This window comes from Candidatus Methanoperedens nitratireducens (assembly GCF_000685155.1).
Taxonomy (GTDB): Archaea; Halobacteriota; Methanosarcinia; order Methanosarcinales; family Methanoperedenaceae; genus Methanoperedens; species Methanoperedens nitratireducens.
In genome coordinates, this window is record NZ_JMIY01000003.1 from 105,575 (window position 1) to 123,142 (window position 17,568).

Consider the following 17,568-nt stretch of genomic DNA (forward strand, 5'->3'; position numbering starts at 1 on the left):
ATCCGCATGTGAACAGGTATCGATTCAGAGAGGAATGGTGGGCTTAACCGATGACGTATGAAGACGATCTCTATTCGTTTTTCATTCTCAATAACTCGATAAGCAATCCGATATTCCGCATTTCCATAGTTGAAGTGGTATGATCTGATACCTTTCAAAGGCCCCTTTAGCTCCTCATACCTATAAGGATCTTCTGATAGTTTCTTTGCCTCCTCTTTAACCTTACGTTGCAAATGCGTATCGAACTTTTTATATCTCCTATGCGCAGATGGAGCCATTAAAATCTGGTATCGTTCACCACTCATCAATGGGTATACCTTTCCTTTCCTCCAGTTCCATCAGGGACTTCTTTATATCCTCACAAGCCTCTTCATCCAGGAGGAGTTCCAAGGTCTCAAGCTCTGTTGCACTTAGCCCCTTCAATATATGCGCAAGCCTTTCAAGATTAATCAGTTCAATCCTATTCATCTCTTTTAATGAAATAGACATCTAATCACCTTCTTGTTCAAATTGCTGAAATTCTTATTATTTCCCCATACCCTCTCTTGGCAGGTTCATGATGCATATCTTTTCTGTTTGATAGTGCAAGCCAAGCCCATGCATCCACAAAAATAAACTTATCCATAGACATATTTATTGTGCTTCTCCGCCAGATGGACCTTCGCAAATCCCGATTGTTTTGGATAATGGGTCTTCCTTCAATTCAATGAAATCCACAATCTCTTCGAGACTATCTTCTGGCAAAGAATTTATTCTTTTCACGATATATTCTCTTTGTAACATTTATATCATTCATAATTTGTCTGATGTTTAAATAAACTTTCTATATCCTCGTCAATAAGTTTCTGCATCGCCTCTGCTTCGTCGTGTGTCAATGTTCCAGCTATCTCACGCAGGCCTTTTTTGACAGGACGCGGGGAAAGTATCGCCACCATCCTCTCATGTTCCTTAAGACCTTCTATGGGCTCAAGAGGTTTTAAAACGTTATCTTCGTATACAACTTCTATAGCTTTTGTCATACTATCATTCATTAATAATGAATGATTTCACATTAATCTATTGGTCTAAGAATCACTCATCCAGACATCTGAGCTTCTGAAGCCCCGCATCCCTCACGGCCAGCATCTCATACACAAGCAGGATCTCAGGCTTTGATGAACCATGGTTCTCTGTCCCCCCAAACAGCGCACCATACATATGCCAAATACCGCTCAAGAGCGGCGCTTCCCCGGGTCTGGGCGAAGCCCAGCGCTGGAAAATAATGCTATTTAACCAGTATCCTCATATATCTGCACCTGCTTGTTTTATCTCCCTCACATATGATCCTCACATCATACGGCCTGACATTTTCAACAAAACCTGTGAGCTTCATTCTTCGCGCTGCACGCTCAACAACATCCCTGTAGCCTACCCTCTGTACTTCGCCTCTTGCTATTATGACCGCCCTTTTCTGCATAGCTTTTGTTTATTGCTTTAACCGATAAAAAACTTTTTCTACTAAATTTGAGAGAACCAATATAATCGTTAATGCTGTTATTTCACTTACGTAAAATACGTCTGAAGTATTTTATCGTTTCTTCTAATCCATACTCCAGCGAAACCACTGGTTCCCAGCCAAGAAGCTTACGTGCTTTTGTGATATCAGGCCTTCTCTGCTTCGGATCATCAACAGGCAGTTCTTTAAAAGTGATTTTTGAGTTACTCCCCGTAACTTTAAGTATGATCTTGGCAAACTCAAGTATGGTGTGCTCCTCAGGGTTCCCGATATTCACAGGTAGAGTATAATCCGACATCATCAGGCGGTAGATACCCTCAACTTCATCGCTCACATAGCAGAAACTTCGTGTCTGGGAGCCGTCCCCGTACACGGTGAGATCCTCGCCCCGCAGTGCCTGCCCTATGAAGTTTGGCACAACCCTGCCATCATCCAGGCGCATCCTGGATCCGTATGTATTAAAAATCCTCACTATCCTTGTATCTAATTTATGGTTCCTGTGATATGCCATTGTAATGGCTTCGGCAAACCTCTTTGCCTCGTCGTACACACCCCGTGGGCCTACTGAGTTCACATTGCCCCAGTATTCCTCGCTCTGGGGATTTACAAGCGGGTCGCCGTAGATTTCGGAGGTTGATGCCAGCAAAAATCGCGCCCCTTTCTCCTTTGCAAGCCCGAGCATGTTATGGGTTCCAAGAGCCCCCACTTTTAATGTCTGTATGGGCAGATCCAGGTAATCTATTGGACTTGCCGGGCTGGCAAGATGGAAGAGGAAATCTATCTCTTCTTCTAAATATAGCGGTTTTGTCACATTATGATTAATATATGAGAACCTATCTGCTTTTATGTGGGCGATGTTCTGCATATTTCCTGTGATGAGGTTGTCCACACAGATCACTTCGTAATCTTTTGACAATAGCAGGTCGCATAGATGAGAACCGAGAAATCCAGCGCCGCCTGTTACTAATGCCTTCATATTTGTCTTAGAACTCTATAGATGATGAGTCCCCTATATTAAGGGAATTATGTTTCCCGTGCACACTGGCATCATCTCCTACTATGGATCTCTGGAGGTTAACCTTTGATATGTGTGAGCGTGAACCTATCACACTATCAGAGATGATACTGCTCTCAATATACGAGTCCCCTGCAATAGATGCATGCGGCCCGACCACTGAATTTATAATTGTAACGTTATTCCCGATAGTAACAGGCTGAATGATCACCGAGTCCTTTATCTGGCATACCGGGTCTATATCCTCCTTCTCATCCAGAAGCACACGGTTTGTTTCAAGCAGCGACTCATGATGCCCGCAGTCATACCAGCTTGAAACAGGGAACGGTTTAAGATGGTAGCCCCTGTTCACCATCTCCTGCAGTGCGTCTGTGAGCTGGTATTCTCCACGTGTACGCATGTTGCTCCCAAGCATCTCCTCAAGTATCGACAGAAGAGAAGGTATCTCCCTTATGAAATATACGCCTGCTATCCCGAGATTGGATTTTGGATTAGCGGGCTTCTCTTCCAGGTTTTTTATATATTTTCCATCAAGTTCGACAATACCGTATTTTTTCGGATCATCCACTTCACGCACACCGATTGACCCTGAGCAATCACCATTATTTAAGTGATGCATGTAGAACTCAAGATAACCTGCTTTGAATATCATATCTCCAAGCGCTATCATTATATCAGAGTCACCAATCTCATCCCTTGCAGTATAAATAGAATGGCCAAGACCGAGCTGCTCCCTCTGATCAACATATCGTATATTGAAAATATTAGAGTAATTCTTATCCACATACGACATGATCTGTTCTTTCTTATAACCAACGACCAGTATTATCTCCTCAGGCTTTATATCTCTCATTCTATCCAGTATATGACCTATTATGGGCTTGCCTGCGATATATACCATGGGCTTGGGCTTTGTGAAGGTATGAGGAAAAAGACGTTTACCTGCACCTGCTGCTGGAATAACTATCTTCATGCTGTTCACACCCTTCCGTACTCATCATCAAACCTGATGATATCATCCTCATCTACATTATCACCAAGCTGTACCTCTATGATCTCCAGTTGTAGCTTCCCTGGATTGGATAGCCTGTGTTTTATACCAGATCTTATAAAGGTACTTTCACCCGGTCTCAAAAAGAACTCCTTACCATCCACATGCACGCATGCCATACCCTTTACAACAACCCAGTGTTCACTTCTATGGTGGTGAAGTTGAAGGCTAAGTCTCTTGTCTGGCATAACAGTGATGTTCTTTATCTTATGCCTCTGTGAGTTCTCAAGAATAGTATATGAGCCCCATGGCCTGTAGACCGTTGTGTGAAGATACGCCCTCTCATCATCCTTGTTTTTAAGTGCTGCCACGATATCCTTTACTTTCTGACTGCTGCTTCTCGGGCATACGAGCAATGCATCCGGGGTATCAACTACAACCATCTCATTGACATCAATAAATGAAACAAGCTTGTTGGGTTTTGAGTATACCAGATTACCGGCAGAACCAATAAGAACGTTATCACAACCATACACAACATTTCCATACCCGTCTTTTTCAAACTCATCGTACATCGCATCGAAGTTGCCAAGGTCGCTCCATTTCTCATCAAGCCTTACGACAGCCACACGATTTGATTTCTCCATGATTCCATAATCTATGGAAACTGCAGGCACATTATTATAAACCTCATCAATATCATCCGATGCTTGAAATGCCCCAAAGACAGAAGGCTCATGAGCCTGAAGTTCTGCAAAGAATATATCTGTATCGAACATGAACATACCGCTGTTCCAGAGGCATCCCTCCTTCACGTATTTCTTAGCATTATCAAGTGCAGGCTTTTCTATGAACTCAGATACCCTGTATCCGGGTCCAAGTGCTTGTGCGGGCTTTATATATCCATAACCTGTATGCGGGGATCTGGGTACTATTCCAAAGGTTACAAGATTATCGCAGACCAGCGCCTCTGCACCTGCGATTGTTTCCATGGCGCTTCTATCAAGTATATGGTCGGATGAGAATACACCTACGGTGGACTTACCATATCTTTTTTCGATCTCTTGCATCCCAAAACAGATTGCTGGCAGTGTGTTATTCCCTTTTGGTTCGATCAGCAGGTTCTCCCTGGGAATATCGTATCCCAGTTCCTTTATCTGTCCTGATACGAAGAATTTTTGAGATCCATTTGTCACCACGAATACATCCCGGATGTCCGATATCTCAAGACATCTTTTAAATGTATTCTGGAATAGTGAGGTTTTACCAAGCTTCAAAAACTGTTTTGGATAATGCTCACGGCTCAGCGGCCAGAGACGTGTGCCTGAGCCACCTGCAAGTATTATTGATTTTATGTTTCCATCTCCTCGATTTTCTACCAGCACAGGCCTATATATTCAACATCCTTTCCCGGGGTGAGCATATGTCGTCCATCTATTATAAGCCTGCGCTTCATAACATCAAATTCTTTACCAAGCGATTTGAACTCATCCCATTCGGTCATTATCATGCAGGCATCTGCACCGCGCAGTGCGTCTGCTGCTGAGCTGTGGTATTCGATATCGCTAAAGAGCATCTTCATATTCTCATTTGCCATTGGATCATAAGCCGAAACTCTGGCTCCATTATCGAGCAGCTCTTTGATCACAGGTGTTGATCTTGATTCCCTGATATCATCGGTATCGTTCTTGAAAGCAAGCCCAAGAACCGCGATCTTTTTTTCTCTCAGGCTGCCGAGTCTATTTTTTAGTAACTGTACCATCCTGGTCGGCTGTGTCTCATTTAATTCAATTACCGATCTGAGCAGAACAGGCTCATACCCGATTTCTGAAGCCTTGCCGATAAGAGCCCTCACATCCTTTGGAAAACATGAGCCTCCAAAGCCTGCTCCAGAATTTAGAAAGTAAGGCCCTATCCTGAAATCACGGCCTACGGCTCTCATGACCTCGTATGTATCTATTCCAAGTCCTTTGCAGATGTTCCCTATCTCATTTGCAAATGATATCTTTGTTGCAAGACATGCATTATTTGCATATTTTATCATCTCAGCAGTGCGCGGGTTTGTCCTCGTTACCTCGCATTCAAGACCACTGTAAAGAGAGGCAACAATATCGCCTGATTTTTTATCAATAGAGCCAACTACGATTTTATCAGGATGCATGAAATCATAAACCGCCTTGCCTTCGCGCAGGAACTCAGGGTTCATGGCTATCCCGAAATCCTCAGCGAGTTTGTCAGAGTGTTTCTCTATTATGGGCAGTACTACCTTTTCCGTTGTACCGGGCACAACCGTACTTTTTACTACGATAACATGGTAGCCTTCTTTCTTTTTAAGCGAGTCCCCGAGGCTTGCACCTGCAGCTTTGACAATACCCAGATCAATGTTGCCATGAGAATCCGAAGGAGTCCCTACGCAAATAAAGGATATATCCGAGTTCATTACTGCAAAATCATAATCAGAGGTCGCATTCAATCTTCTGCCTGCATACTTTTCCAGAAGTTCAGAAAGCCCCTCCTCATAGATTGGCGGTATTCCAGCATTTATTCTGTCGATTTTTGATTGGTCAACATCGACACATATCACTTCATGGCCAAGCTCTGCAAAACATGCAGCGCTAACAGCACCTACATACCCTGTCCCTATTATGGAGATTTTCATAAGTTTTTCTCCTCTCAAGCTTTTAACCTCGCTGAGGATATAAATTTTTTTGTTTGATTGATTAATTTGTATAGTCCTTAAAATTAATGGTTCTTATAGTTCTCTTTTATCATCCATTAATAACCGCATCAGGTTGTATCCTTCCACAAACCCGAAGATGCCTTCTTTTGCCGCAAACTCATCAAACCTGTCCACACCATCCGCTTTTTTAGCAGAAGAATAGATAGCAAAAGGAACAGGCTCTGCTGTATGCGTTCTCACGGAGATAGGCGTGTAGTGATCTGGCAGAACCAGTACCCTGTAATCCCCATACTCTCCGAGCTCATCCAGCATCCTTCCTACCACTTTCTTATCAAAATCCTCTATCGCCTTGATCTTGGCCTCTATACTTCCCATGTGAGCCGCCTCATCAGGTGCCTCTACATGGACAAGGACAAAATCCCGCATCTTAAGGGAATCAAGCGCATATGCTGCCTTTCCTGAGAAATTGGTATCCAGATACCCGGTTGCACCGGGAACATCTATTATATCCAGGCCTGCGTACTTTCCAATACCTTTCAGTAGATCCACTGCCGATATAACCGAGCCTGAAACAGAGTATAATTCTTTAAAAGATGGCATTGAAGGCGCTTTTCCCTGTCCCCAGGGCCATATAAGGTTTGCCGTGTTCTTTCCATCCTGTCTCCGTCTCTTATTTATACCATGGTTCTCAAGAACAGCCTTTGAGGCAATTATGAGATCTATAAGGGTATTCGAGCCATCACCATGCGGCATGACATCATTCACAGGCTGCCCGACCACATCGTGTGGTGGTGTACATACAGCTCTTTCTCCCTGCTTCATTACCAGTAGATGCCTGTAACTCACACCGGCATGGAATTTACAGTTAGCTCCAAGTTTACTATCCACGGCATCGATCAAACTGCGGGATTCCTCGCTTGAGATATGTCCTGCGCTGTAATCCACGATCAATCCATCCCTCTGTGTGATAAGGTTGCACCTGAAAGCAATATCATCCTTATCAAGAGCAACACCAATGCTTGCTGCCTCAAGGGGACCACGTCCTGAATAATACTGCGCAGGGTCGTAACCCAGAATAGAGAGATTTGCTACATCACTTCCAGGAGGCATGAAATCAGGCACCGTTTTAGCAAGGCCGCATCTGCCGTGCTCTGCAATAAAATCCATATTAGGGGTATCTGCGACCTGAAGAGGTGTCAGGTCCCCAAGTTCAGGAACGGAATAATCTGCCATCCCATCTCCAACAAGTACAATCGATTTCATACACACACTAAAGAAATACTAATACAATAAAATATCGGTCAAATAGAGTAGATAATTATGACCTGATAAATAATGCCAGTAATAAGATCAGGATAACTGCAAACTGCGGCATTATATACCACTTTACCGTCGCCTGGATCCCATCTACACGGTTATTCAACTCACATAGCTCCTCTACGAGCTTCTTCACAGGCTCATTATCCACAGGTTCATCAACCTCAGGCAAAGGAATAGATCTCTCAGGCTCGATCATGTCAGGTTTAAGGACAACCTTCACTGCCTGCGCGGTCTGCGGCTTTGCCTGCTGCTGGCCTGGCTTAGCAACATGGTTGGCAGAGCATGTTTTTTTTGGTTTGGATATTACTGGTCTCGCCTTTTCTATCGGCTTAAAATTCGGATCTCTTCCTCTCCCTAACGTCTGGAATATTTGGTCTTCTGTTACATCAAGAATCGACATAATGTACCCTCGACAATACGAATATTGTTTTACTCTTATATAATTCTTTTTACATAAAATATCTGATTAATAATGATAATTTCCATACTTTACGCTCTGGGAAGGTTTTGTAAGTATTTGGGTATTGTTTGGGAAAAACAATTTAAATAGTTAAAATAATGTAACCCTTGCAGAAAAAAAGAAAAGAGAGGGTCCTAGGTGGATTAGGGATGGTGGTGGTTTCTTCTCTTCTGCTGGGGACGGTGGAGGTTTTTTCCTGCAAGGGCTAAATCTATTTGAGATTAATGATATAAAAGCTTTTTGGATATTATCTCCTTGCTGTTTAATTCTTGATTGAACTCATTTAAGTTCGCTTCTATAGTCTTTGAAGGAAAATATACTGTGGTGTATCCATTGCTCTTCTCTTTTGTGATTATTCCATTTTTTACTAAAACATCCAGATGATGTCTGACGGTCTTATAATCCATATTCAGGGCATCTGCTAATTGATTTGCATTATGAGGTTTGTCGATAAGATGTTTCAGGATCAATGCACGGGTATTTCCTCCGCGCGTTCCTACGATCAGATACCACAGGAGCTTCAGTTGTTTATTGGATTCCTTTAATTCCTGTTTCAATCTCTTATTCTCAGTTACATCCCTCCCTGTGCCGTGGATTCCTGTTATCCTGTCGCCTTCTTTGATAAGCCGTATGGTATACTCAACCCATTTGCGCTCTCCATTTATACAGATCATTTCAATCATTGTTGGTTTTGTTATGACCTCACCTGATAATGATCTTGTTAGAATTTCCTGACATTTTTTATGGCTATCTGGAGCGATCCATTTGGAGAAATGAGATCCTGTTACTTCATCCATTGTACAGCCAATTATCTTAAGGCCGGCATTGTTCATTGTCAGTATGCGCCCTTCAAGATCCTGGGTAAATATAGCATCAATGGCGTTCTCAAAAAGTTCTCTGTATCTTGCCTCGGATTCTTTTAGACTTATCTCAAGTTTCTTTTTTTCCGATATATCCAGAATACTGGCTATAACTTTCTTCTTTCCTCTGATCTCTGTCAGTGAGGTAGATACATGTAGACATCTTATTTCACCAGATCCAGTCTTTATTTTAACCTCATGAAGTCCTCCAGGATCATTTAGATTTTGAATACTTTGCCAGTGTCCCAGTATTAATTCCTTCGTATCTTCAGGGATTACTTTCATGAAATACTGGCCAATTAGTTCATCTCTTGTCCAGCCGATAATATTAAAAAAGGAATCGTTCCCAAACTCAAATATGCCCTGGTCATTCACAACAGCTATACCATCGAGGGATGAATCGATTACCGCCCTGAGATACCTCTCAGAATCAAATAATTCCGTATGTGCCTCATGTATTTTCTCCTCAAGATGTTCTTTATATTCTTTAAGTTCCTGAATATTATTCTTTAGTCTGCAGCATATCCTGGCGTTCTGAACCACTGAGGTTGCCTGGGATGCGGCAATAGTTACAAAATCAATTTCTTCGTCTGGGAATTCATGTGTGTCCGTCCAATAAATATTTAACAGTCCAATGACCTTAAGTCCTCTTTTCATGGGGGTGAATATAATGGATGAGAATCCAAGTTCCTTTGATAGATGCAACCAGATCTTACCTTTGGGCTCTTTATAAACATCCTGTACAATGTAATATTTACCTGTCTTTAAGACTGTGCCTGAGGGACTTGATGTTAGTGGTACGCCCGCTTTTTTTGCTGCTTCATGTACTCTTTCAGCATAGTCCTGTCCCAGTCTGTATGATGCTACTATCCTGAGGTCATTACTGCTCTCATCAGCCAGCATAATGGTTCCATAATTTGCATTCATTGTTTCACATGTGATCTCCAGGATATTTTGTAGTATTTTATCAAATTCAAGAGTAATATCTATCGATGCGATATCCGATAATGCCCTGAGTTTTGATCTTTCACTCTTATGCATCTTAAACCCCTACCTTAAAATACTGAATAATAGACATTTTTCAAAGCGAAAACTCGCTATCCTAATATAAAACCATTCATTTTACAATCTCTCTTTATGTAAGCAGCCTGAAAGGAATGCTTAAATTATATTAAAACCAATTACTGTGTATGATTCATATCCTGGAAGATATCGATAGGTGGACGTGTGAATATAAAGAGTGCAAAGCAAAATGCTGCACTCCTGGTATACCGCTTACAATCGCTGATATAAAAAGGATAACAGCGCTTGGATATTCACTGGATGATTTCTTAGAATTGGATGAAATAAATAAGGCATTCAGGATAAAAGGAAGAGAAGGTAGATGTTTTTTCCTGGGTAATGAGCTTGAATGTACGATACGTGAAAACGAGCCTCTTGTCTGCCGTCTATTGCCTTTTAAGATTGCAGATGTCTCATATTCAGATGAGCCCATACTGAGGCTAAAACCTGTAGTGAACTGCCCCGGTGAAGGCCGAGGGAAAAAAATCGATAATAGAAGGATTGAAACCGATGCAATCTCATTCCTTCATGAAAATCAAAAACTTATCAGAGATATCAAGAAAAAAGGCACAAAGGGCCTGCTTGAGGAGTTCTCAGGTTAATCCTTAAACCTCACATCCTTTACAGCCCTTGTATTCACCAGATCCTCTTTCTCAATCCAGGCGCGCCTTGCCACATTAATCCCGAACTCCATAAATCCAAGCTGCTCTGTGCTGTGGGAATCTGTGTCTATCGTTAACCTTACTCCTCTACTTTTTGCCTTCCTTGCGTTAACATCGCTCAGATCCAGCCTGCTTGGATAAGCGTTGATCTCAAGAACTGTATCTGTATTAGCTGCTGTGGTTAGCAGTGCATCCATGTCCACGTCATAGCCCTCTCGCTCCCCGATTATTCTTCCTGTGGGATGTGCTATTATATCAACATGCTCGTTCTCCATGGCAGCTATCAGTCTTCCCGTGATCTCTCTTCGTGTCTGCCTCTGTCCAACATGCAGCGCTGCTACAACAACATCACACTGCCTGAGAATACTGTCTGGAAAATCAATGCTTGCATCAGCTTTTATATCCACTTCAGTGCCAGAAAAGATATGAAAGTCCTCAAGCTTACCATTTAATCTTTCTATCTCCTCCATTTGCTTGCGCAATCTCTCCTCGTTCAGGCCATGGGCAACACCCAGGGATTTGGAGTGATCTGTTATTGCAATATACTCATACCCCATATATTTTGCAGCCAGGGCCATATCCTCAAGCGTATTTGTGCCTTCGCTCCAGTTTGTGTGGGTGTGAAAATCACCTTTTATTTCCCCGAGTTCAACCAGCTCTGGAAGCTTTCCCTGAAGTGCAGCCTCTATCTCGCCTGTATCCTCTCTTATCTCAGCAGGAATCGGAGGAAGTCCAAGCTTGATATAGACCTCATCATCACTGCTACAGTATATCTTCTTACCCGTCAGGACATCTTCCAGATTATACTCTGAGAGCTTAAGTCCCTTCTGCCTTGCAAGATCTCGCAGTTTTATATTATGTTCTTTTGAGCCCGTGAAGTACTGAAGGGATGTCCCGAAGGATCTATCCTCCACTATTCTCAGGTCGATCTGTATAGCATCTCTTGTAACAATAGTGGCCTTTGTTGAGCCCTTTCCGAGTATAGTTTTCACTACAGGTAAGTGCACAAAGGCCTCTATAGCAGTCAGAGGGTCCTTTGAAGTTGCCTGCAGATCGATATCACCCACGGTCTCCTTTTTCCTGCGCAGGCTTCCTGCAGGTTCTATCCTGTCTGTAACCCCGTATTTTTTCAATGTCTCTATTATCCCCCTGGCAAGGGGAAGTGCTGTACCTAAAGGAATCCTGGTACTCCTCTGCCTGTATCTCTCAATCGCCCTTATTATATTCTCTTCCTTTTTTGCTCCGAATCCTTCAAGTCTTCTCACCCTGTGCTGCCTTGCAGCCTTTTCAAGTTCATCTATGCTTTTTACCCCGAGTTTTTTATAAAGTACCTGTGCAGTTTTAGGCCCTATGCCAGGGATTCTCATCAGATCATGAAGTTGCGCTGGTACCTGCTTCAATAAGTCCCCATAAAGCTCGATTTTGCCAGTGATCAGGTACTCCTCGATCTTTTCTGCAATGGATGCTCCTACTCCAGGGATCTCCCTCAGTCTTTTCTGGGCTGCCATCTCTTCGATATCCTCGGTCATGCCTTCAATGGCCCTTGCAGCCTTTACATATGCCCTTACTTTAAATGGATTCTCCCCTTTAAGTTCAAGAAGCTCACTGATGCTGTACAAAAGTGCAGCTATCTCAGAATTTCTCATCAATTTATAATTGGGGCAGGGAATTAAAAGACTTTGCAGCTTATATGGATATCCGTCACGGTAATTATCTGCACGATACCGTAACGGTAATTTAGCCCAATAATACCGTTACGGTAAGTTAGTATTCAGATACCGTAACGGAAATACTATACCCGGCCCTAAAATATGTATTCTCTAGCATAATGATTTAATTTACAGCGTATCCAGCGGGCTCTTTATCTTCTTTATCTCCTCAGAGGAGACCTGTGTATATATCTGGGTGGTCTGCAGATTAGAATGCCCAAGAAGCTTCTGTATTTTTCTTATATCCACGCCATTTTCAAGCAGATGCGTGGCGAAAGAATGCCTCAGTGTATGCACATGCACGTCTTTCTCTATGCCTGCGCGCTCTGCTGAGATTTTTATAGCGTGCTGGATGCCGCGTGTGGACATTCTCCTGCCATTCACTGAGAATATATTTTCTTTTCCATTGCAGTTGTTCTTTTCTTTGTATTCCAGTAGATCCTTTTTAAACATCTCCGAAATAATAAAAATCCTGTCCTTAGAACCCTTCCCCATCCGCACCCAGCCTATGCCTTCGTTTAGGTCAAGATCTGAGTATTTTAGATTAATGCATTCAGAAAGCCGCAAGCCCGTAGAATAAAGAAGTTCAATAATGAGCTTATGTTTGATGTTTTCTGTTTTATCTAATAGGCTCTTTATCTCGTTACGAGTAAGGATGATAGGAAGCTTTTTTGATTTTCTTGGGGTTTTTATTTGTGATATATTTTTTCCAAGTATCTCAGTATAAAAGAACTTCAGAGCAGCTTTTATAAGTGCTATTGAAGCATTTGAGAGTGATTTATCTGAGAATTTATAAGCTAGAAAATCCTTTATATCATCTTCAGTAATATCTTCTGGTTTCTTTTTTGTATAATCGAGCAATTTCTGATTGTAAAACAAATACATTTTTGCAGTATGGGGTGAGAAGCCTCTTAATTTTATCTCGGTGGAAAGTTTTTTGAGATGCTCATTAATTATCATAAAATCAACTTGTATTCACTATTTTTATTAAAAGCATATAAAACTACTTATAATTATAACCTGCAAAGAAATAATAAATATTTTAGTTAATATATTAAACTTGTGTTTATTATGTCCACTGTATTGTATTAGGCATGATTAAGCCTTCTTCTTCCACATCGACTGCACGTTATGTAATTCTTTCTTATGTATTTTTTATTGTTCATGTTTGTTAAAATAGAGATTGAATAGTATATAGATTATGATATAATGTGATACAAAACTGCGTATAACAAATATTATACGCAGTTTTTTCGCTTGTTTTAACACGTTGTAATGTTGCTTGCAGGATAGAAGACCAGGGGAAGGTATTGAAGTCGTCTCATAAATTAAAATAAGAGTTTCAAATAAAAATAATCCTGCTTTATTCATAATCAGCACTGAACTGGTATGATTTAGTACTATAGCATGATTCCTGAATTCCATAATATACGACCGCAGATGGTTGTTATATTCGCTGTTAGTCCGTTGTTAATTCCTCCTGCACTTCGCTGACACATAAAGTAATATCGCAGCGCGCCGGGTTTGCAGAAAGCGCTGGAAATTAATTTAGTAAAATTTATAAATAAGTTCAGTTAATTCCGTTACGGATTTAATTATTTAAAATTCCGTCACGGGATTGGTTGCTATAAATTTGCTATAATCCCGTAACGCAAATTGGCATTGCTCTCAGTACTCTAAAAAATCCCCTCAGATGCAGTCATCCGCTGCTGAAAAACTGTAATCGTCCCTTTATTACCGATATTTTCATATCCAACCTCTGCTTTTATTACTCAAAAATGACAGCACGTTCGATTGATATTGCACTCACGCAGGCCGAGGCTGGTGATGGCATAGAGGTGGTTTATGATAATATGTGTACATTATCAACAGAACCTGAGCTGTGTTTTAATTATGCGACAACGGCTGATCTGAAGAGATGGGGCTTCTCTGAAGGATGTTTTAGCTGTTTTTTGCAGGATAAAAGAGATGTAATAATACAGGCAATTACAACATACGAGAACAGAGAAGGTGCATATCGTGCATACCATGCAGATATTGACTATCTAAAAAAGAACGGTTACGGAAGACCAATAGAAGCAAAAAATTTAGGCGAGTCATCTATTCTATTTAAGAAAAAACAGAGTGATGGGATTACCTATAATCTGCTATTTCTAAAATGCACTGTTTTTGCTACAATTAGCGCCAAATACAAAAAAGATAGACCCGACAATGTACATCATATTATTGGACTTGCCGAAAAAATAGAGAAGAAGATCACGAGATAGCTTAGTCTGGCTTATAAAAGAAGCAGATCTGGCATATGGTGCGTCCTTCTACTCGGATAATTCAACGTAGTCAATTGCATGCTTTAACACTACTACAGGTTTATGGGATACAGTGATCACCAATTCGTATGTTGATACTGATTCCAACCTGCCTGTAAGCTTAGTCCCGTTCCTGAGTGAAAGATTTACCTCCTTACCCAAAAAAGCACTCAGCATATCCTTTGTACCTTTAAATTCGGGATTTTGTTCCGGTTTATATGATTTCATAAGCACCTCCTTTTTTAATTAATAAGGAAAGCCAATGAAATTAATTTATCTATTCTCTTCGACCCGCGCCGGGCATCGGGTAAGGGGCAGGCGGCAGGAGCGCGCTGAGAGCGAGAGGGGCGCAGGATTAGAGTACGAAGGCAGCCGGGATTTTAAGATCTCTCCATCTCTCGGAATTGATGAGACTGTAGAATTTCTTGTTGGTATTTTTCACGAGAAGCAGCCCAGTAAAAGATATAATTTTATATTTGATAGAGTTAGTATAAACAATATTATGAATTCAACCGTCTGCATACCTCAAAGTGAATATAATGAATTATTACAAAAAGCAAGCCTTCTGGATAGTATCATAGATTCGGAGAGCCTGACAACCGAGGAGCTTGAAAGACTAAAAAAAGCACGGATGGGTCCCAGTATAACCGAACAAGAGTTTTTAAACAGGCATCCAGAGCTTAAATAATAGACATAAATGTACGAACTTATAATAAAAGAACAGTTCGACAAATCTTTCTCTGAAATAAAGGATGTTAAAACCAAAAGACAGGTCTGGAACAAGATACTTGAACTCAAAACAAGGGCACCGATAGATAAAAAATTAGTAGGAAATCCTTACTGGTCGATTCATATTGGAAAATTTAGAGTGATTTATGTTTTTCACAAGCATATCCAGGAGATTGAAATTGTCGATATATTGAACCGAAAGCATGGTTACAGGGAGATTTAATCGGAATTTCGGCTGATTTGGGGAAGGTATCTTAGGGATGACACAAATCTCATTTACTTGATCTGCTCGACCAGCGCCGGGCATCGGGTGATGGGCAGGCGGCGGGAGCGCGGGGAAGGGGCATGGGGTTGGCGGAGGGAGGCAGCCGAGGTTTAGTTTATCGGAGATTGATAAATCGGAAACTATGGATTGGTGGAGTTGGTTGAAATTGTATTTAATAGAACCTAAGCTCCCATAGTTTTAGGCACTTAAATTCACTTTACAAAAATTCCTTTTGGACTTAGTTTCTTCTTTTCACTATCGGTAGTAACGTTTATATTGCCTAATTCTCATATAGTAGATCCACTTAGGTTAGGGATTAGCTGTGCCTATTTAGGCACATAGAAATTTAACATATTAGGACAATATAACTATTGGTTACGAAAAGTAAGAACTGTGAATTAACCAACAGAATCAAGTTGCACCGACACTAATTCAACAATCAATCTATGATTACGGAAAGACTTCCTACAGAACAATTCTAAATCTAATGGGATACATGTGCCTATAAGAATGGGAGGTCAGGATAGAACACTCCACTATAGTTTTATTCATTCTTATTATTGTATTAAGCTTAATTTTAATTTATATTAGAAAGTTCATATGGTGAGTAGGAGATAACCACTATTTGTATTTTTAATATTATATAATGATTATAATATTAACGTGGCCTTTGCCTTAAAACAAACTGTACTAAGATAACAACTATTGCACCTATAATTCCACTTGCAAGCGCTTGGTACGACGTTATCCATTTATATATACTTGAAAACAAACTAAAATAATACATAGCTAAAAGCATCAATGTAAAAAAAATTGTACCTAATACATATTTGTTAGTTAACCACTCAACTTTTTCAATCCTACTTCCACGCCTTTTACCAAATAGTTCATTATCAAACGATCGAAAAACCGTATTCATTTCTTCAAAATTATCTAATTTAACTTCTTTTATGTTTTTACAAACATTGGAAAGGCAATACCTAAGTAATATATTTTTTTTAATTGTTTCATCATTAATAAGCAATCGATCAAAATATTTCTGAAAAAATCCAAAAGTTAGCGTAGCGTTTTCAACATTGATATGTGTGAAAAGATAATATCTTACGAGTTTATTGTACATTGGTGGTTCGATAGGCTCAAAATCATAGGATGAAAAAATTATTGATTTATGCTTCTCAGATTTTTCTCTATCATAAAAATTTAAGTTGAAAAATTGATTTAACATATGTAATATATATTCATACATTACATTATTTTTTATATCAGCATCCAACTTAAATGTAATAGTATTTTCTTCACTAAACTTGATGGTATTAAATCTAGAAAAAAGATACCCAATCATTTTATCCGCTACACTATTAAAAACAACGAAAACCAGTAAGTTATAAAAGAGATAAAAAAATACCAATACGAATAAGGACGTTATTGCATTCACATTTAAACTAAACAAACCTTTCTGAAAGATCATACTAGAAATCATAACGAAAGTGGGAGAAAAAAGAGAAAAAATTATATGCTCTTTTCTATAACTGGTAAACTCAGAATTTATAAAAAGAACAAATCCTAAACCGAAACTATTAAATAAAGTTAGGAACCCAAAAGAAATTGATTTTTCAAGAGGTGAATCACCTACCAGTAATGTAAAAATGAGAAATTCGATTATAGTGATTATAACTAAAGCTGGTCTCAGATTTGCCATAATACCAGCAGAAATTTTCTTTTTACCACCAATTTTATTTCCAATTTTTTTATAATCATCTATTGAAATTTTATCAAACTCTTGGTTGGTTATGTATTGACCAATTTTGGATAGGGTGTCTTTATCGAGTTCGTTATCGATCATCTAAGCTTACATTATGAACATTAATATTAAAATATTTTGGTTAATAATAACATTCATTCTCCACACTACATACCTACACATATCGATTGGTTTTCAATTTTTGGAAAAAAAATCAATTTGCGCTAAAGGGGTATGCAAAATGTGGATAACATATCATTTTGGCTAAATATG

At 40.1% G+C, this 17,568-nt stretch carries 22 protein-coding genes; 4 read left to right on the forward strand and 18 right to left on the reverse strand.

Annotated features, from left to right (window positions below):
* The 14 genes from ANME2D_RS07120 to ANME2D_RS17330 form a co-directional block, all read right to left on the reverse strand.
* A partial coding sequence (locus tag ANME2D_RS07120) for a type II toxin-antitoxin system RelE family toxin (RefSeq protein WP_048090099.1) occupies nt 1-305 on the reverse strand: 305 nt, incomplete at its 3' end.
* Nucleotides 295-489, reverse strand: coding sequence for a hypothetical protein (locus ANME2D_RS07125; protein WP_048090100.1), 195 nt, complete (start codon nt 487-489; stop codon nt 295-297). The genes ANME2D_RS07120 and ANME2D_RS07125, both read right to left, overlap by 11 nt.
* A 16-nt stretch (nt 490-505) precedes the next feature.
* Nucleotides 506-631, reverse strand: a complete 126-nt coding sequence (locus ANME2D_RS18820; protein ID WP_277812912.1) for a hypothetical protein — start codon at nt 629-631, stop codon at nt 506-508.
* Between the two features lie 2 nt (nt 632-633).
* Nucleotides 634-783 (reverse strand): hypothetical protein, encoded by a 150-nt coding sequence (locus ANME2D_RS17920; RefSeq protein WP_157834003.1) that lies wholly within the window; start codon nt 781-783, stop codon nt 634-636.
* 5 nt (nt 784-788) lie between these two features.
* Nucleotides 789-1,019, reverse strand: coding sequence for an antitoxin family protein (locus tag ANME2D_RS07130; RefSeq protein ID WP_206741769.1), 231 nt, complete (start codon nt 1,017-1,019; stop codon nt 789-791).
* Between the two features lie 52 nt (nt 1,020-1,071).
* Nucleotides 1,072-1,215: a hypothetical protein gene (locus tag ANME2D_RS17925; protein WP_157834004.1), complete on the reverse strand. Its 144-nt coding sequence runs from the start codon at nt 1,213-1,215 to the stop codon at nt 1,072-1,074.
* Between the two features lie 49 nt (nt 1,216-1,264).
* Nucleotides 1,265-1,456 (reverse strand): acylphosphatase, encoded by a 192-nt coding sequence (locus ANME2D_RS07135; RefSeq protein WP_048090102.1) that lies wholly within the window; start codon nt 1,454-1,456, stop codon nt 1,265-1,267.
* A gap of 82 nt (nt 1,457-1,538) precedes the next feature.
* Complete coding sequence (locus ANME2D_RS07140; protein ID WP_048090103.1) at nt 1,539-2,471, reverse strand: UDP-glucuronic acid decarboxylase family protein; 933 nt, start codon at nt 2,469-2,471, stop codon at nt 1,539-1,541.
* A gap of 7 nt (nt 2,472-2,478) precedes the next feature.
* Nucleotides 2,479-3,483 carry a sugar phosphate nucleotidyltransferase gene (locus tag ANME2D_RS07145; protein ID WP_048090104.1) on the reverse strand — a complete coding sequence of 335 codons (1,005 nt, stop codon included), beginning with the start codon at nt 3,481-3,483 and terminating at the stop codon, nt 2,479-2,481.
* Between the two features lie 5 nt (nt 3,484-3,488).
* Nucleotides 3,489-4,886 carry a mannose-1-phosphate guanylyltransferase/mannose-6-phosphate isomerase gene (locus ANME2D_RS07150; protein WP_241763327.1) on the reverse strand — a complete coding sequence of 466 codons (1,398 nt, stop codon included), beginning with the start codon at nt 4,884-4,886 and terminating at the stop codon, nt 3,489-3,491.
* A complete protein-coding gene (locus ANME2D_RS07155; protein WP_048090105.1) occupies nt 4,877-6,160 on the reverse strand; it encodes a UDP-glucose dehydrogenase family protein in 1,284 nt (427 codons plus the stop codon). The genes ANME2D_RS07150 and ANME2D_RS07155 overlap by 10 nt, the downstream gene beginning before the upstream one ends.
* A 93-nt stretch (nt 6,161-6,253) precedes the next feature.
* The gene (locus ANME2D_RS07160; protein WP_048090106.1) at nt 6,254-7,444 is read right to left on the reverse strand and encodes a cofactor-independent phosphoglycerate mutase; all 1,191 of its coding nucleotides are present in this window, start codon (nt 7,442-7,444) and stop codon (nt 6,254-6,256) included.
* Between the two features lie 55 nt (nt 7,445-7,499).
* On the reverse strand, nt 7,500-7,901 hold the full coding sequence (locus tag ANME2D_RS07165) for a hypothetical protein (protein WP_048090107.1): 402 nt from the start codon (nt 7,899-7,901) through the stop codon (nt 7,500-7,502).
* Nucleotides 7,902-8,182: 281 nt separating this feature from the next.
* Complete coding sequence (locus tag ANME2D_RS17330) at nt 8,183-9,862, reverse strand: PAS domain S-box protein (RefSeq protein WP_081810183.1); 1,680 nt, start codon at nt 9,860-9,862, stop codon at nt 8,183-8,185.
* A 149-nt stretch (nt 9,863-10,011) separates the two neighbouring features.
* Between ANME2D_RS17330 and ANME2D_RS16820 the strand changes: the two genes are divergently transcribed.
* Nucleotides 10,012-10,485: a YkgJ family cysteine cluster protein gene (locus tag ANME2D_RS16820; protein WP_052368640.1), complete on the forward strand. Its 474-nt coding sequence runs from the start codon at nt 10,012-10,014 to the stop codon at nt 10,483-10,485.
* Here the strand turns inward: ANME2D_RS16820 and polX are convergent.
* Together polX and xerA are read right to left on the reverse strand one after the other, a co-directional pair.
* Nucleotides 10,482-12,191 carry a DNA polymerase/3'-5' exonuclease PolX gene (polX, locus tag ANME2D_RS07180; RefSeq protein WP_048090108.1) on the reverse strand — a complete coding sequence of 570 codons (1,710 nt, stop codon included), beginning with the start codon at nt 12,189-12,191 and terminating at the stop codon, nt 10,482-10,484. The genes ANME2D_RS16820 and polX overlap by 4 nt on opposite strands.
* 192 nt (nt 12,192-12,383) lie before the next feature.
* The gene (xerA, locus tag ANME2D_RS07185; protein WP_048090109.1) at nt 12,384-13,214 is read right to left on the reverse strand and encodes a site-specific tyrosine recombinase/integron integrase; all 831 of its coding nucleotides are present in this window, start codon (nt 13,212-13,214) and stop codon (nt 12,384-12,386) included.
* 818 nt (nt 13,215-14,032) lie between these two features.
* Here xerA and ANME2D_RS07190 point away from each other — a divergent pair.
* Nucleotides 14,033-14,521, forward strand: a complete 489-nt coding sequence (locus ANME2D_RS07190; RefSeq protein WP_048090110.1) for a hypothetical protein — start codon at nt 14,033-14,035, stop codon at nt 14,519-14,521.
* Between the two features lie 48 nt (nt 14,522-14,569).
* Here the strand turns inward: ANME2D_RS07190 and ANME2D_RS07195 are convergent, their stop codons facing one another.
* A complete protein-coding gene (locus ANME2D_RS07195; RefSeq protein ID WP_048090111.1) occupies nt 14,570-14,788 on the reverse strand; it encodes an RNA chaperone Hfq in 219 nt (72 codons plus the stop codon).
* Nucleotides 14,789-14,822: 34 nt separating this feature from the next.
* Here ANME2D_RS07195 and ANME2D_RS07200 point away from each other — a divergent pair, with 34 nt between their 5' ends.
* Together ANME2D_RS07200 and ANME2D_RS07205 are read left to right on the forward strand one after the other, a co-directional pair.
* On the forward strand, nt 14,823-15,248 hold the full coding sequence (locus ANME2D_RS07200) for a hypothetical protein (RefSeq protein WP_048090112.1): 426 nt from the start codon (nt 14,823-14,825) through the stop codon (nt 15,246-15,248).
* Between the two features lie 9 nt (nt 15,249-15,257).
* Nucleotides 15,258-15,512 carry a type II toxin-antitoxin system RelE family toxin gene (locus tag ANME2D_RS07205; RefSeq protein ID WP_048090113.1) on the forward strand — a complete coding sequence of 85 codons (255 nt, stop codon included), beginning with the start codon at nt 15,258-15,260 and terminating at the stop codon, nt 15,510-15,512.
* A 700-nt stretch (nt 15,513-16,212) separates the two neighbouring features.
* On the opposite strand, the gene ANME2D_RS07210 is transcribed toward ANME2D_RS07205, so the two are convergent.
* Nucleotides 16,213-17,397, reverse strand: coding sequence for a hypothetical protein (locus tag ANME2D_RS07210; protein ID WP_048090114.1), 1,185 nt, complete (start codon nt 17,395-17,397; stop codon nt 16,213-16,215).
* Nucleotides 17,398-17,568 lie beyond the last annotated feature (171 nt).

Bases quoted from the DNA above. Each gene is read 5' to 3' on its own strand.
- ANME2D_RS16820 (WP_052368640.1), top strand. From the start codon at position 10,012: ATGATTCATATCCTGGAAGATATCGATAGGTGGACGTGTGAATATAAA.
- ANME2D_RS07160 (WP_048090106.1), bottom strand. From the start codon at position 7,444: ATGAAATCGATTGTACTTGTTGGAGATGGGATGGCAGATTATTCCGTT.
- ANME2D_RS07145 (WP_048090104.1), bottom strand. From the start codon at position 3,483: ATGAAGATAGTTATTCCAGCAGCAGGTGCAGGTAAACGTCTTTTTCCT.
- ANME2D_RS07195 (WP_048090111.1), bottom strand. From the start codon at position 14,788: ATGAAATCATATAAACCGGAACAAAATCCCGAATTTAAAGGTACAAAG.
- ANME2D_RS17920 (WP_157834003.1), bottom strand. From the start codon at position 783: ATGTTACAAAGAGAATATATCGTGAAAAGAATAAATTCTTTGCCAGAA.
- ANME2D_RS07205 (WP_048090113.1), top strand. From the start codon at position 15,258: ATGTACGAACTTATAATAAAAGAACAGTTCGACAAATCTTTCTCTGAA.
- ANME2D_RS07165 (WP_048090107.1), bottom strand. From the start codon at position 7,901: ATGTCGATTCTTGATGTAACAGAAGACCAAATATTCCAGACGTTAGGG.
- ANME2D_RS17330 (WP_081810183.1), bottom strand. From the start codon at position 9,862: ATGCATAAGAGTGAAAGATCAAAACTCAGGGCATTATCGGATATCGCA.
- ANME2D_RS07155 (WP_048090105.1), bottom strand. From the start codon at position 6,160: ATGAAAATCTCCATAATAGGGACAGGGTATGTAGGTGCTGTTAGCGCT.
- ANME2D_RS07200 (WP_048090112.1), top strand. From the start codon at position 14,823: ATGAAATTAATTTATCTATTCTCTTCGACCCGCGCCGGGCATCGGGTA.
- ANME2D_RS07130 (WP_206741769.1), bottom strand. From the start codon at position 1,019: ATGACAAAAGCTATAGAAGTTGTATACGAAGATAACGTTTTAAAACCT.
- ANME2D_RS07190 (WP_048090110.1), top strand. From the start codon at position 14,033: ATGACAGCACGTTCGATTGATATTGCACTCACGCAGGCCGAGGCTGGT.
- ANME2D_RS07210 (WP_048090114.1), bottom strand. From the start codon at position 17,397: ATGATCGATAACGAACTCGATAAAGACACCCTATCCAAAATTGGTCAA.
- ANME2D_RS07135 (WP_048090102.1), bottom strand. From the start codon at position 1,456: ATGCAGAAAAGGGCGGTCATAATAGCAAGAGGCGAAGTACAGAGGGTA.
- polX (WP_048090108.1), bottom strand. From the start codon at position 12,191: ATGAGAAATTCTGAGATAGCTGCACTTTTGTACAGCATCAGTGAGCTT.
- ANME2D_RS07140 (WP_048090103.1), bottom strand. From the start codon at position 2,471: ATGAAGGCATTAGTAACAGGCGGCGCTGGATTTCTCGGTTCTCATCTA.
- ANME2D_RS18820 (WP_277812912.1), bottom strand. From the start codon at position 631: ATGTCTATGGATAAGTTTATTTTTGTGGATGCATGGGCTTGGCTTGCA.
- xerA (WP_048090109.1), bottom strand. From the start codon at position 13,214: ATGATAATTAATGAGCATCTCAAAAAACTTTCCACCGAGATAAAATTA.
- ANME2D_RS07125 (WP_048090100.1), bottom strand. From the start codon at position 489: ATGTCTATTTCATTAAAAGAGATGAATAGGATTGAACTGATTAATCTT.